At 59.7% G+C, this 14,592-nt stretch carries 12 protein-coding genes; 6 read left to right on the top strand and 6 right to left on the bottom strand.

The annotated features are described in order from the left end of the window. Nucleotides 1–154 precede the first annotated feature (154 nt). The 6 genes from tnpA to ACA051_RS29715 all read left to right on the top strand — a co-directional run bounded on the left by tnpA (nucleotide 155) and on the right by ACA051_RS29715 (nucleotide 7,369). Nucleotides 155–478, top strand: coding sequence for an IS66-like element accessory protein TnpA (gene tnpA / locus ACA051_RS29740; RefSeq protein WP_497372954.1), 324 nt, complete (start codon nucleotides 155–157; stop codon nucleotides 476–478). Continuing rightward, entirely contained in the window at nucleotides 475–810 is a 336-nt protein-coding gene (tnpB, locus tag ACA051_RS29735) for an IS66 family insertion sequence element accessory protein TnpB (protein WP_497372952.1), read from the top strand. Before tnpA ends, tnpB begins: the two co-directional genes overlap by 4 nt. A gap of 81 nt (nucleotides 811–891) precedes the next feature. Then, the gene (gene tnpC / locus ACA051_RS29730) at nucleotides 892–2,472 is read left to right on the top strand and encodes an IS66 family transposase (protein ID WP_497372950.1); all 1,581 of its coding nucleotides are present in this window, start codon (nucleotides 892–894) and stop codon (nucleotides 2,470–2,472) included. Between the two features lie 1,143 nt (nucleotides 2,473–3,615). Beyond that, nucleotides 3,616–4,518, top strand: coding sequence for a LysR family transcriptional regulator (locus ACA051_RS29725; RefSeq protein WP_497372948.1), 903 nt, complete (start codon nucleotides 3,616–3,618; stop codon nucleotides 4,516–4,518). Between the two features lie 130 nt (nucleotides 4,519–4,648). Beyond that, nucleotides 4,649–5,275, top strand: coding sequence for a glutathione S-transferase family protein (locus ACA051_RS29720; RefSeq protein WP_497372946.1), 627 nt, complete (start codon nucleotides 4,649–4,651; stop codon nucleotides 5,273–5,275). Between the two features lie 63 nt (nucleotides 5,276–5,338). Then, the gene (locus ACA051_RS29715) at nucleotides 5,339–7,369 is read left to right on the top strand and encodes a pyridoxamine 5'-phosphate oxidase family protein (RefSeq protein WP_497372944.1); all 2,031 of its coding nucleotides are present in this window, start codon (nucleotides 5,339–5,341) and stop codon (nucleotides 7,367–7,369) included. 121 nt (nucleotides 7,370–7,490) lie between these two features. Here the strand turns inward: ACA051_RS29715 and ACA051_RS29710 are convergent, their stop codons facing one another. From ACA051_RS29710 to ACA051_RS29685, 6 genes are read right to left on the bottom strand one after another with little or no spacing between them, the layout of a single operon-like run. Continuing rightward, nucleotides 7,491–8,621 carry a glycosyltransferase family 4 protein gene (locus tag ACA051_RS29710; protein ID WP_497306610.1) on the bottom strand — a complete coding sequence of 377 codons (1,131 nt, stop codon included), beginning with the start codon at nucleotides 8,619–8,621 and terminating at the stop codon, nucleotides 7,491–7,493. A gap of 1 nt (nucleotide 8,622) precedes the next feature. Next, nucleotides 8,623–9,753, bottom strand: coding sequence for a glycosyltransferase family 4 protein (locus ACA051_RS29705; protein ID WP_497372942.1), 1,131 nt, complete (start codon nucleotides 9,751–9,753; stop codon nucleotides 8,623–8,625). Next, nucleotides 9,737–11,104, bottom strand: coding sequence for a glycosyltransferase family 4 protein (locus ACA051_RS29700; RefSeq protein ID WP_497306606.1), 1,368 nt, complete (start codon nucleotides 11,102–11,104; stop codon nucleotides 9,737–9,739). Before ACA051_RS29700 ends, ACA051_RS29705 begins: the two co-directional genes overlap by 17 nt. After that, complete coding sequence (locus ACA051_RS29695) at nucleotides 11,101–12,351, bottom strand: ABC transporter ATP-binding protein (protein WP_497372940.1); 1,251 nt, start codon at nucleotides 12,349–12,351, stop codon at nucleotides 11,101–11,103. The genes ACA051_RS29700 and ACA051_RS29695 overlap by 4 nt, the downstream gene beginning before the upstream one ends. Continuing rightward, nucleotides 12,351–13,148 (bottom strand): ABC transporter permease, encoded by a 798-nt coding sequence (locus ACA051_RS29690; RefSeq protein ID WP_497306602.1) that lies wholly within the window; start codon nucleotides 13,146–13,148, stop codon nucleotides 12,351–12,353. The genes ACA051_RS29695 and ACA051_RS29690 overlap by 1 nt, the downstream gene beginning before the upstream one ends. Continuing rightward, complete coding sequence (locus tag ACA051_RS29685) at nucleotides 13,149–14,591, bottom strand: mannose-1-phosphate guanylyltransferase/mannose-6-phosphate isomerase (protein WP_497372938.1); 1,443 nt, start codon at nucleotides 14,589–14,591, stop codon at nucleotides 13,149–13,151. Nucleotide 14,592: the final 1 nt, after the last annotated feature.

The following is a 14,592-nucleotide window of genomic DNA, read 5'->3' as shown; positions in this document are numbered from 1 at the left end:
TCACGTATTGCAGCATCATTAACGTGCCTAAGAAGTAGAATGGGAGTAACCGTCCGGGCAAGTCACCTACCGGCCCCGTGCTCCAAAAGCGATAAGAGCAATCGTGTCCACGATTTTTTAAGCGGACGCGATTACCCTTAACGCGAGGATCACCATGCGCCAACGAAACACGTATTCAAAATCTTTCAAAACCCAAATCATGCAGGAATGCCAACAGCCGGGTGTTTCCATTGCCGGGGTCGCGCTGAGCCACGGGATCAATGCCAATGTTGTGCGCCGATGGATCTCGGTTGATCGCAGCACGGTCTCACAACATTTACCTGCGTTTATTCCGCTGAAGCTGGAGCCGACAACTCAAGCCAGCCCCGAGACCCCCATCAGCATCGATGTGCCGTGCGGGAAAGGAAAGCTGACAGTGCGATGGCCCAACAGCGATCCACACGGTTGCGCCCAATTTGTCCGGGAGCTGACACGATGATTCGTATCGACTCGATCTGGCTCGCCACTGACCCGTTGGACATGCGCGCGGGCACCGAAACCGCGCTGGCGCGGGTGGTGACAGTGTTCGGTGCGGCGCAGCCGCACTGCGCTTATCTGTTTGCGAACCGACGTGCCAACCGGATGAAAGTGCTGGTGCACGACGGGCTGGGCATCTGGCTGGCGGCCCGTCGCTTGCACCAGGGCAAGTTCTTCTGGCCCGGCTCTCGACATGGCACGCAAATGGAATTGGGCGCAGAGCAATTGAACGCCTTGGTGCTGGGCTTACCTTGGCAACGCGTCGGGCCGAGCAATATGATATCCATCGTGTAACGTCGGCTATGGCCAGCCTGGCCGTGCATTTGTCCGATGGGTCTGTCGTCGATGCTGGCTTGCTCTGGCAAAATCGGCGACATGATTTCACTCCCCACTCTCGACCAACTGACTCCTGAACAACTGCGTGCGTTAGCGGCGCAGTTGATGCAGCGCGTCGAAACTCTCAACCATCAAGTCGACACACTGGGTAACACCGTTGAGACGATGGGCAAAAAGATCAACCGCGACCAAACGGTGATCGAGAAGCTGACCTACGAGATCGCGCAGCTCAAACGCTTCAAATTTGCCAAACGCAGCGAACAGTTAATAAGTCCGGATCAAGCCAGCCTGCTCGATGACCTGATCGACGCCGACATCGCGGCCATCGAAGCTGAGCTTGAGGCGTTGCAACCCGCTCCGGCCCTGGCCGTGGCTCGGCAAAAACCTAAACGCACAGCCTTGCCGGCCGAGTTTCCACGCACACAGATCCATCACGAACCGGACAACACACAGTGCACCTGCGGCTGCGCCCTTAAGCGTATCGGCGAGGATGTCAGCGAAAAGCTCGACTACACGCCTGGGGTGTTCACCGTCGAACAACACATCCGTGGCAAGTGGGCGTGCGATGAATGCGAGACACTGATCCAGGCACCGGTTCCCGCGCAGATCATCGACAAGGGCATCCCCACGGCAGGTCTGTTGGCCCAAGTGATGATCGCCAAATACGGTGATCATTTACCGCTGTACCGTCAGGAAAAAATCTTTGGCCGGGCCGGCCTCGCCATCCCGCGCTCGACCTTGGCGCAGTGGGTCGGCACTTGCGGTGTGCAACTGCAACCGCTGGTCGATGCACTGCGCGAAGTGGTGCTTGGACACAACGTGGTGCACGCCGATGAAACGCCGGTACAGGTGCTCATGCCTGGCGTTAAGAAAACCCATCGGGCCTACGTCTGGGCCTATGCGAGCACAGCGTCTGCCGATATCCGCGCGGTGGTGTACGACTTCAGCCCAAGCCGCTCGGGCGAACACGCCCGCACCTTCCTGCAAGACTGGAAAGGCAAACTGGTGTGCGACGATTTTGGTGGCTACAAGGCCAGTTTTGCACTGGGTGTGACCGAGATCGGCTGCATGGCTCATGCTCGGCGCAAGTTCTTCGACCTGCACGCCACGAACAAAAGCACGCTCGCCGAGCAAGCCTTACGCTATATCCAGTTGTTATACGAAATCGAAAGTGAAGTCCGCGACTTGGAGCCAGATTTACGGCGACGAATACGACAAGAAAAAGCCGTGCCTGTGATGGAAATACTGCACGCCTGGATGATCGCCCAGCGCGAGCTTGTGCACGATGGCGTGGCCATCGCCAAAGCGCTGGATTACAGCCTGAAACGCTGGATGGCGTTGTCACGTTATCTGGATGACGGCGCAGTGCCTATTGATAACAACCACATCGAGCAGCAGATCAGGCCTTGGGCTCTTGGACGCAAGAATTGGCTCTTCGCAGGATCGTTGCGCAGCGGCAAACGTGCGGCGGCGCTGATGAGCCTGATCCAGTCGGCCAAGCTTAATGGGCATGATCCGTATGCTTACTTGAAAAACGTACTGGCACGACTGCCAACACAACGGGCAAGCGAGATCGCCGAGTTGTTGCCGCATAACTGGATGCCATTACGCAACCTGTAATGCCCGTTCGCTTACGAATGGGATGCCAATGGTGCATACGAATCTACGAAAGCCATGATCGAGCGTGATCGGCATCCACTCTGGCCACTTTAGGAACATTGGGAACAAGCATAAGCCCGCGAGAGCGGCGATGAGGTTCGCACGCCGGCCACGTCTGGAACCAAACGACCTGACCAGCGCCCACCCACCCAGTGTGCATCCAGCAAACCCCACGCAGTGTGCAAGCTCCCTAGGTCCAAATCCCCAGGCTGGATTTTTTCCGAAGGCGTAGATTGTTTCAAAAGGCCTGGCGATTGTGATTTCAAAGCCCAAGGCGATCAGCATGACCCCGAGTAGGCCGGCAGCGAGTGTCTTTACTGGATTCATTCCTGGAACGGTCCTCTTTTAGGGGCTTCGGAACAGTCGTATCGTTCGAAAACCTGTGCTTCCTGTTTCTCTTTGCCCGCCATGAATCGGACTGAGAACCAGGCCACGAGATAACCGACACCTACCCCAATAAGTCCCACAGAAGCCGCAAGCTAATCATAAGGCGGAACGGCGAACAGCGTCGCTGCGGACAGTACCGAGCAGACTGCCGCGCCAGAGAAATAGTAGAGCGCATTGAAAAGCGCTCATTGAGGACGGCACCTGCCATTGTAGGATGAGCATTAATTCGAAGACGCCGAAATACAGGACAACAATTCTATCAACGTTGTGAGCCTTGAGGGCTCCTTCAGAAGGCGGGCTTGGCCAGGGCAACGGTCACAGCGGTGCATAGAGGATAGTAATACTGGCTCCTAAGAGCAGCTTCTACCCGATTTTTCCGCGATGTAATCCTCAAGATCACAGTTGGTCGTAAAGATTAAAACTGGCTCAGGCAATAAAGGCGGCCGGCACAACACTCTAAATCGAGCCCTCCAGGCGTAGTGGTTGCGCTGCTGGCGACAAAGGTACTTACTGAGTGAGTTGAGACAGTTTTTAATCCCTGGCGCTTGGCCCAAGGGCGGAATTCCGAGCACCGAGACAGTTTTTAAAACATCAAGGCCCTGGTCGAAGCGCCCGGATTACGGGCAAGGCCTGAGACAGTGTTTAATCCTTAAGATCACTATTAAAAATCGCAGCCTACGGTTGCGATTTTTTTTATCTGAATAAAGGACATGCACCATGGACCGATTCCAGGAAATGCAGGTCTTCGCCGCCGTCGCCCAGGATCAAGGCTTTTCTGCGGCGGCGCGGCGTTTGGGGATGTCGCCGGCCAGTGTCACCCGGGCGGTGGCGGCGCTGGAGAAGCGCATTGGCACGCAGTTGCTGACGCGGACCACCCGCAGCGTGCATTTAAGTGAGGCGGGACAGCGTTTTCTGGAGGATTGTCGGAGGATTCTTGCCGAGGTGCAGGAAGCTGAGGATTCGGCGGCCGGCAGTCACGCACAACCTCGTGGGCAACTGACGATTACATCACCGGTATTGTTCGGAGAGTTGTTCGTCACGCCGCTCACGGTCGGTTACCTCAATCAGTTTCCTGAAGTCACCATCAATGCGTTGCTCGTCGACCGGGTGGTGAGCATGGTCGAGGAGGGCATCGATGTGGCGGTGCGCATTGGTGAATTGCCTGACAGCAACCAGCATGCGATTCGTGTGGGCGAGGTGCGGCGGGTGATTTGCGCATCTCCGGAGTTTCTGGCGAAGCGCGGCAAGCCCCGGCACCCTAACGATTTAAACGGGGCGCCGATTATCGCCACCTCGTCCATTGGCCAACTGAGAACCTGGCCGTTCCTTGAGGCTGGGGAGCCTCTGAACGTTCGCCCGGAGCCGCGTCTCGTGGTCACGGCCAATCAGGCCGCCATTGCCGCCGCGTGCCTGGGACTGGGCTTGACCCGAGTCCTGTCGTATCAAGTGGCGAGCAAGGTCGCCGCCGGTGAGCTGGAAATCGTTCTGGCTGACTTCGAACTGCCGCCATTACCCATTCACGTGGTCTACCAAGGTGGACGCAAGGCGCCGGTGCGGGTCCGCAGTTTTGTGGACTTCGCGGTGAAGGTGTTGCGTGAACACCCGGCACTGGATGGCTGACGGGTTATTGCGCTGGCTGAAATAATGGATTGCGTTTTCTGGTTATTCTGTTGTTTTTGTTGAGAGGGGAAGATAGCACCCATCGGCGCTGATCTTTCCTGAACGGCGCCTCTACCCAGCGGAGTCGACTATGCAAGCCATCAAACTCTACAACTTCCCACGCTCTGGCCATGCTCACCGTGTGGAGCTGATGCTGTCCCTGCTGCAACTGCCGACCGAGCTGATCTTGGTCGATCTGGCCAAGGGCGCGCACAAACAGCCGGATTACCTGGCGCTCAATCGCTTTGGTCAGGTACCAGTGATTGATGATCAAGGCGTGGTGCTGGCCGATTCCAACGCGATCCTGGTTTATCTGGCGCAGAAATACGGCAATGGTCGCTGGCTGCCAACCGATCCGGTCGGTGCGGCCAAGGTGCAGCGCTGGTTGTCGGTCGCTGCCGGGCCGATTGCCTTTGGCCCGGCGAGAGCCCGGCTGATCACCGTGTTTGGTGCGCCTTACAACGCTGAAGAGGTGATCGCTTACGCCCACACCGTGCTCAAAGTGATCGATGAGGAACTGGCCGCCACCCCATACCTTGTCGGCAACGAGCCGACCATCGCCGATGTTTCGGCCTACAGCTACATCGCCCATGCACCGGAAGGCAATGTGTCGCTGGACGACTACGCCAATATCCGCGCCTGGCTGGCGCGCATCGAGGCCTTGCCAGGGTTTGTCGCCATGCCGCGTACCGTCGCCGGCCTGCAAAAAACAGCCTGATGCTCACGGCCCGATTCAGTCGGGCCGTTCTTATTGCGCGATCAGCGCAGGGGAGAAGCCGGTATGGAACGTTCACCTTGGCACGCAGGCGAGAAACAGTTGCAGGCCCACGTGGGTGTGGCTGAGCGAATGGACACATTAGGTCGTAGGGTGATTCGCGGCGAGATGCCAGATCAGCACCGCCAGTTCTATCAGCAACTGCCGTTCATGCTGTACGGCGCGGTGGATGCCGACGGCAACCCTTGGGCCAGCGTTCTTGAAGGGCCGCCGGGGTTTTCACATTCCCCGGCACCTGCGTTGTTGCAGTTCGACAGCCTGCCTGGCAGCGACGACCCTGCGCAATTGCAAGACGGCGCAGCGATCGGTCTGCTCGGTATCGAGCTGCACTCCCGGCGTCGCAACCGTATGAATGGCCGGGTCGGCGCTGTCACCGCGGGCGGCTTCGGGGTGACGGTGGAGCAATCGTTCGGCAATTGCCCGCAATACATCCAGTTGCGCCAGTTTCGTTCGGTGCCCTTGGCGGATCCGGCAACCCGTGTTGCGCAGCACCTCGATGGGCTGGATGACGCGGCCCAAGCCATGATCGCCGGCTCCGATACCTTCTTTGTCGCCAGTTATGTGGACGTCGACGGCCAACGCTCGGTGGATGTTTCTCATCGCGGTGGCCAGGCCGGTTTCGTACAGGTGGAAGGTAATCGCCTGACCATTCCGGACTTCGCCGGCAACCTGTTCTTCAACACCTTGGGCAATCTGCTGATCAATCCTCGGGCCGGTTTGCTGTTCATCGATTTCAATACGGGTGACCTGCTGCAGCTCAGCGGCCGCGCGCACGTCATCCTCGAAGGTCCGCAAGTCGAAGCCTTTCAAGGGGCCGAGCGGCTGTGGACTTTTGAGGTGGAGCGCGTGGTGCGCCGACCTGCGGCGCTGGCCTTGCGCTGGCGCTTTGACGGCGTATCACCCACCAGTTTGCTGACCGGCACCTGGGATCAGGCAAACGCACGCCTGCAAGCCAAGGCCTTGGGCGATCACTGGCGGCCGCTGCGGGTGGCGCGCATCGAACAGGAAAGCCACAGCATCCGTTCGATTTATCTGGAGCCGGCCGATGGCGCCGGGTTGCCGCTGTTTCAGGCCGGGCAGCATTTGCCCCTGCGATTCCACATTGCCGGCGACGTGCATATCCGCACGTACAGCCTGTCGAGCGCGCCGTCCGATGACTTTTTTCGCATCAGTGTGAAGCGTGAAGGCCTTGTGTCCTCGCACCTGCATGAGCAGATTCGCGTCGGCGATGTGCTGGAAGCCCGCGCGCCCCAAGGGCATTTCACCGTGGCGCCCAATGAGCGGCGGCCGCTGGTGCTGTTGGCGGCGGGTGTCGGCATTACGCCGCTGCTGTCGATGGTGCGTGAGGTGGTGTATCAAGGCCTGCGCACGCGGAGCATCCGCCCGACCTGGTTTTTTCAGAGTTCGCGGACCTTGGCCGATCAACCATTTCGTCCGGAGCTGGACCGCTTGCTGGATGGCCTTGGTGATGCGGTGCGCGTGCAGCGGTTGCTCAGTCAGCCGGAGCCGGATGCCCGCGTGGGTGAAGATTTCGACCTGACTGGGCGCATCGACGGCGACCTGCTCAAGACGATGCTTGAGGTGGAAGACTGCGACCCAGTGGACTTTGTCCTCTGCGGCCCGGGCAGTTTTACCCAGGGGCTGTACGACACGCTGCGGGAGCTGGACATTCGCGACTCAAGGATTCACGCCGAAACCTTTGGCCCGTCGACACTGCGCCGCACGCCGGACCCGGACGCCGTGGTCATCGAACAACCCCCGGCCGCCACGGTTTCGGTGCCGGTCGTGTTCCAGCGCTCGGCCAAAGAGGCGCGCTGGCAGCCGGAGGGCGGCAGTTTGCTGGAGCTTGCGGAAAGCCGCGGATTGCGCCCGGAATTCAGCTGCCGCGGCGGTTCATGCGGGACCTGCAAGACCCGCCTCATCAGCGGGGCAGTGAGTTATCCACAGCCCCCGGCGGGAGTGCCCGATGCGGGAGAGGTGCTGATTTGTTGCGCAGTGCCGGCGCAGGGTTCGCAGCCGTTGGTGCTGGATCTGTAACCAATCGGGAATGCACAGGATATCCCTTGTGGGAGTGAGTTGGCTCGCGATAGCGGTGTGTCAGCCAACTTCAATGTTGAATGTTAAACAGCCTTCGCGAGCAAGCCCGCTCCCACATTGGTTATGCGTAGGAGAGGGATTTTTCTTCCAGCAGTTCTTCATACAGCTCGGTCCACTTGCGGCCCATTTCATCGGCTGTGAATAGCTGCCGATACCGCGCCTCAGCCTTCACGCCCATTGCTGCCGCACGCACCGGGTCTTCCCACAACGTGCGCATCGCTTCACGGAACGCCTGTGGATTACTCGGCGGCACCACCAGCCCGGTTTCGTTGTGGATGTTGATGTAGCTGGTGCCGGTACCGATTTCGCTGGAGATCATCGGTTTGCCGTACATCGCGCCTTCGAGCAGCGAGATGCCGAACGCTTCGGAGCGTAGATGCGACGGAAATACCACTGCGTAACTCAACTCCAGCAACGCTACCTTGTCTTCGTCACCCAAGCGCCCCAAGAAGTGCAGATTCTGCAAACCCAAGGCCTTGGCCTGAGCATGCAGTTCGGCTTCCAGCGGTCCGGCCCCGACGATCACCACCGGATAATTCAGCCCTTGCATCGCGTCGAGCAGAATATGCAGCCCCTTGTAGTAACGCATGACGCCGACGAACAGGAAGAACCGGTCACCCACCTGTTTACGCCAGCGTTCAGTACGTGCAGCGTCGGGCTGTGGATAACCTGACTTGTCCAGCCCGTAGGTGATGACTCGGGTTTTCTCGCGGTAGTCCTGAAGCACATCGCTGGTGTGAAAGTAGTTGGGGGAGGCCGCGACGATTCGGTCGGCGCTGTCCAGAAAACGCCGCATCAATGGACGGTAGAGTTTGAGCAAATGGCGCTGGCGAATGATGTCCGAGTGGTAACTCACCACGCAGGGTTTTTTAGTGGCGCTGAAAAAATGCACCAGGTCCATGAAGGGCCAGGGGAAGTGGTAATTGACCACGTCCGCCTCAGCCGCCAACTCACGAAACTGCTTGAAGACGCTGTAGGAAAAACCGGTGGAGGCCATCTGAAAATCCATCCGGGCCTGATGAACCTGATGATGACGGATCTGTATCGCGTCAGGTGCCGGGTTGTTGCTCAACGTCAGTACCGTACTGTCGACCGAGTGGCGCGCGCCGCTCTCGCAGAGTTGAAAAATGACCTGTTCGATGCCACCCATCGAGTCGGGCAGATAGGTTTTATAAAAGTGCAGTACGCGCATATCAGTCTCCCATAGCCTGGCGGTAAGCGCGGGCCGTGGCCTTCGCGCAACGCTCCCAGGAAAAAAGCTTCGCTTGTTGCAAGCCGGTTTCGCGACAGACCTGCCAATGCAGCGGGTCGTCGATGAGCCGATTCATGGCATCGCGCAAGGTGTCTGGATCGTCCGGTGCTATGTAGTTGCCTGCGGCGCCCGCGACTTCCGGCATGGCCGAATGCTCGGTCAGAATCACCGGGGTGCCGCTGGCCATGGCTTCCAGGACGGGCAGGCCGAACCCTTCGTACAACGAAGGAAAGATCAATGCCCGGGCGCCGGCCAGCAGCTGTGCCAGCGCTTCATCGGGCAGATACCCGAGCAGGCACACATCGCCGGTGGCCAGGGCTGCGCGCAATTCATCACTGAATTGTTCGCCTTGCCAACCGGCCATGCCGGCGATCAGCAGTGGAAAACGCTGGCGCACGGCTTCCGGTAATCGGGCGTGGGCACGCAGGGCCAGCGTCAGGTTCTTGCGCGGCTCAAGGGTACCGACGCACAGGAAGTATTCCCGCGCCTCGACGCCGTGAGTCTTGAGCACCGCGTCGATGGCTTCAGGTTCCCGTGGGTGGAAACGTGCGGCCACGCCCAGCGGTGCGACGACAAAACGCTCGGCCGGCAGCGCGAAATACGCTTGGGCTTCGTCGGCAATGTACTGCGAGTCGGTGAGAATCAGACTTGCCCGTTGCACGCCGTCGGCCAGCCGTCGTTCGATTTCCCGCAAACGCGAAGGGGGTTGCGTCTCAGGGTAGTGCAGGTGCGTCAGGTCATGCAGGGTGATGACCGTCGGGCCGTCGAACGACAGCGGCCACAGGCTCGGTTCGTGATAGAGGTCGATGGTCTTCAAGCGACCCTGATCGAAGCGTTTCTGCTCCAGCCAGCGCCGTGCCTGATATGCCCCCGGAATCTGTCGCAGCAACGGCGTCAGTCGCGAATATCCGGGCATCGCTGCTTCCGGCAAATCCGAACTCCAGCCCCAGCCGTGGAACAGTGCGAGTTCGACATCGGGTTCACACGCGAGGGCGTTCGCCAGTTCGGCGACGTAATGGCCGATACCGGTGCGCGGGGCTTGAAGGATCCGGGCGTTAAGGGCAATTCGCATGTTGCCTCTCTTGCACGACCGGCGCGTCTACCAGATTGCGCAGGGTGCGTTCGGCCAGTTGCGCACTGGCTTCACGCCAGCCGATCCACTGCCAGTCCGCCACGCTACGGGCGGCCGGGAATTGCCCGGAGCGTTCGAAACCGGTGACCAGGTCAGCCAGGCTTTGCGGCTCGGCGAGGTCAAAGTACGCCATGAACTCGCCACCGATTTCACGGAAGATCGGAATGTCGCTGCCCATGGCCGGCAAACTGCGCTGCATGGCCTCCACCAGTGGCAAGCCGAAGCCTTCAACCCAGGACGGAAACACCAACGCGCTGGCGTGGGAATAGGCGTGTTCGAGGCTGGTGTCGCTCAGGTCGTTGAACATGAACAGGCGTTGATTCAGTTGCGGGTGATTGCGCACGCGGGCGAGCAGGGCGTCGCACTTCCAGCCGATGCGCCCGGCGATGCACAGCCGGGCTTGCGAGCCAGAAGCCCAGGCGCGTTCAAAGGCGTCGAGCAGGTAGTCATGGTTTTTGCGCGGTTCGATGGTACTGACCATCAGGAACACCGGCTCCGGCGTTTCGAACAGCCGTGTCAGGCGCGGCTCGACGGCGGCGGTGACTTCACTCAGGTCCAGTTCGGAGCCGAGATGAAAGTAATCGAACCACAGCGCATTGGCTTTGGCCGGCCCCAGCCGCCGCTGCAATTCTTCACGCACCTGATCGCGCACCGTGGCGGAGATCGCCACGTAGCCGTCTGCGGTTTGGGTGATCCAGTTGAACCACTCGTTGAAAATCTGCACTAGCCGCGTGTCGTAGAACTGTGGGTGAGTCAGCGGAATGAGGTCGTAGATCACCGAGACAATGCCCACGCCTTCACGCTTGAGCTGTTCGGCAAACGGGAAGAAATCGCTGTGCCAGGAAGAGTCCAGCAACACCAGTTGATCACCCGGCTGATGCTGCAACGGCGAGCAGCGTTTGGGCAGTTGATACTGGTTGATGGCGTCGATCAGCCGCAACGGAATGCTGAAACAGCCGATTGCCGTGAGGCGGTAGGCCACGTGCAGAAGGCGCTTGACCACTCGCGAGTGACTGCGATTGTGCAAGCGTTGATGCAGTTGCCAGAAACGATGAGCCAGCCGCTCCAGTCGCCCACCGAACGTCATAAGGCCGTCGAAAAACGGGATGTTCAATGTGCCCAGTTTCAGCACCCGGTAGAGTTTGCCCTTGAGCATCACCACCGGAATGCACTCGACACCGTCGACGCTTGCCGGCAGTTGATTGATGACGTTACGCACCACCCGCTGAATGCCCGAATTGACCTTTGGGTGCAGGAACACGTGGGTGCATTCCACCAGAAGACGCGTCATGGCGTGTGCTCCGAAACAGTCGCCTCGGAGCGGGTAATGGTGGTTTTCGCCGCTAGCCACGAGCAGCCGACGAAGTCTTCATGTCGGTTGTTGATGACATGGAACACCAGCCCGTAATCGCGCCATTCGTAGTTGCGATCCAGATGCGAGTCCAGGCGCGACAGGCTCAGGGACACGGAATAGTTGCCCTTTCCAAGGCCCATGACGAAGGAAAAGCGGTACGTGTAGCGCTCCCCTGCGTGCAGATCTGTCAGGGCCTTGTCCTGACGATGGGTGTTGATGCCATACATCATCTGACCCAGACGGTCCTTGAGTATGAAACCGAGCACCAATCGCTCGATGTCCTGACGGACTTCGACCTGGACTTCCAGCACCACGGCCTGACCGACCTCGGCGGCGTCGATGGAGCGTTCATTCTCGTCCAGCATCCGCACACTGAGGATGGCTGCTTCACCGGTGCCGGAAACAGTTTGCACTTCCCCGTCCGCGAGCATTTCCTGACGCACGATCTGGCCTTCACGCTCGGCCATCAGGGCGTTGTAGTAATCCAGGACCGCTTCGGGTTTGCCGTACATGGCCATGCAGCCGTCTTTGAGCAGGATCGCCGAATCGCAAATCGACTGGATGGCCGAACGATCATGGGAAACGATCAGCAGGGTGGTGCCGGCCTTGCGGAAGCTGCGGATGCGTTCGAAGCTCTTGTGCTGGAAGTAGGCGTCGCCCACGGAGAGGGCTTCGTCGACGATCAGGATGTCCGGACGCCGTGCGGTGGCCACGCTGAACGCCAGGCGCATCTGCATGCCGCTGGAGTAGGTGCGCACCGGATGGTCGATGGCTTCGCCGATTTCTGCGAAATGCTCGATATCGGGCATCAGCGCTTCAATCTCATCGACCTGCATGCCCAGCAGTTGCCCGGCCATGAATGCATTCTGCCGGCCGGTAAAGTCCGGGTGAAAACCCATGCCCAGTTCCAGCAGCGCCGCCACCCGGCCTTCGAGTTCGATCTTGCCGCAGGTAGGTTGGGTGGTGCCGGTGATCATCTTTAACAAGGTGCTTTTGCCAGCGCCGTTGGCCCCGACGATGCCCACCGCTTCACCTGGGGCAATCTCGAATTCGACGTTTTGCAGCACCCAGTGCTGGTGGTGGCGCAGGGGCGAAAACGGGATCAGCCACTCGGCCAGTCGGCTCCAGCGGGTCGGGTATTGCTTGTAGGCCTTGCCCAGGCCGGTGACGCGAATATGCCCCATCAGAGTTCATCCACCATTTCACCGACGCGCTGGCGAAACAGACGTAGCCCGATCAAACAGAACACCACGCCAGTGACAAAAATCGGCAGCAGCGAACTCCAGACCGGCCATTGCCCATAAAGAAACATGTTTTGATAGCTGACGATCAGGTTGGTCAGGGGGTTGAGCTGCAGCAGGCGCTGAACCCAGTCCGGCAGGATGCTCATCGGGTACACAATGGGCGTCAGCCAGAACCAGAATTGCAGGCAGATGCCGAAGAGTTGCCCGACATCCCGGAAGAAGACATTCAACACGCCGAGTATCATTCCCAGCCCGGCACAGAACATCATTTGCAACGCCATCAGCGGTATCAACGCCAGCAACGCCATGCCCGGCCAACGGCCGGTGATCAGTAGAAAGCCCAGGAACAGGCCCATGATGATTGCGAAGTTGATGCCCGCGTTAAACAACACAATCACCGGCAGACAGACCCGCGGGAAGCTGATTTTCTTCAGCAGATTGGCGTTTTCCAGAAACATGTTCTGGCTGCGCAGGGTGATTTCCGCAAAGAGTCCCCAGGCGAGCAGGCCGCCGCACAGGTAAACGCTGTAGGCCATGCTGTCATCCACGCCAGGCAGGCGCGCGCGCATGATGTGGGAAAAAATCACGGTGTAGACGATGATCATCGACAGTGGATTGAGCACCGGCCACAGGGCACCGAACAGCGAATTGCGGTAACGCGCCTGAAACTCACGCTGGACGCTGCCGAGGATGAACCCTCGGTAGCTACGCAGCGTGCGGTATAGGGAAAGCAGCATTCAAACCGTCCTGCCATATTGGTCTTCGAAGCGAACGATATCGTCCTCTCCCAGGTATTCACCGCTTTGCACTTCAATGATCACCAGGTCGATCACGCCCGGGTTTTCCAGGCGATGCTTGTGACCGGCGGCAATGAAGGTCGATTCGTTCTTGGCCACCAGGTGGGTGCCGGTGCCGTTGTTGGTGACCTTGGCCATGCCTTCGACCACCACCCAGTGTTCATTGCGGTGGTGGTGCATTTGCAGCGACAGCTTGGCGCCAGGCTTGACCACGATGCGCTTGATTTTGAAGCGCGGGCCTTCCTCGAGCACGGTGTAGGTGCCCCAGGGCCGGCTGACCGTGCGGTGCAGGCGATAGGCCTCGTGCTTTTTATCCTTGAGCTGCTTGGCCACCCGGCGCACATCCTGCGCGCGATCGGCGTGGGCGACCAGCACCGCGTCGGCGGTGTCGATGATGATCAAGTTATCCACACCCACCGCGGCCACCAGCCGGTCTTCGCTCTGGACGAAGTTGTTGTGGCTGTCGACGAACACCGCGTCACCGCTGGCACGGTTGTTCTGCGCATCCGCGGGCACCAGCGCGGCCACCGCGCCCCAGGAGCCGATGTCGCTCCAGTCAAAACCGGCGGGCACCACGACCACTTTGTCGGAGCGTTCCATCAAGGCGTAGTCGATGGAGATGTCAGTGATCTCGGCGAACAACGCCGGGGACAATTCCTGCTGCAGGCACCCGGCCGTCTCCACGGGGGCGCTTTGCGCCATGCAGGTTTGCGTCTGCTCCAGCAGGTCGGGGGCATGGATCTGCAATTCGGCCAGCACGGTCGTGACCGAGAAGCAGAACATCCCCGAGTTCCAAAGGAACTTGCCGCTTTCCAGGTAATGGGTGGCGGTTTGCAGGTCCGGTTTTTCGACGAAGCGCTGGACCTTCGCGGCGCCTTTTCCGTCCAGCGCCGCGCCGGTCTCGATGTAGCCAAAACCGGTCTCCGGGGCCGTCGGCACCACGCCGAACGTCACCAGGAAACCGTCCTTGGCCAGTGCCACGGCGTGTTCGACCGCAGACTTCAAGGCGTCTTCGTTGAGAATCAAATGGTCGGCGGGCATCACCACCATGATCGCGTCATCGCCGTGCAGGGCTTGCAGTGACAGGGCGGCGGCGGCGATGGCCGGGGCCGTATTGCGGCCTGTCGGCTCCAGCAGAAAGTGCCCGCGATGGCGACTTAGCTGCGCCTCCTGATAGTGATCCTTGCTCTGGAAGTAGTAGTCGCGGTTGGTCACCGTGACGATATCGCCCCAGCCATCAAGCAGGCCGGCCGCTCGCCGATAGGTTTTGCCCAGCAGTGACTGACCGTCGGGCAGGGTCATGAACGGCTTGGGATGGCCCTCGCGGGACACCGGCCACAAGCGAGTACCGGCACCGCCGGAGAGAATCACAGGAATCAGCATG

Source organism: Pseudomonas sp. LBUM1669, assembly GCF_059695705.1.
The sequence above is the reverse complement of the archived record's forward strand: the minus strand, read 5'-3'. Positions and strand labels throughout refer to the sequence as shown.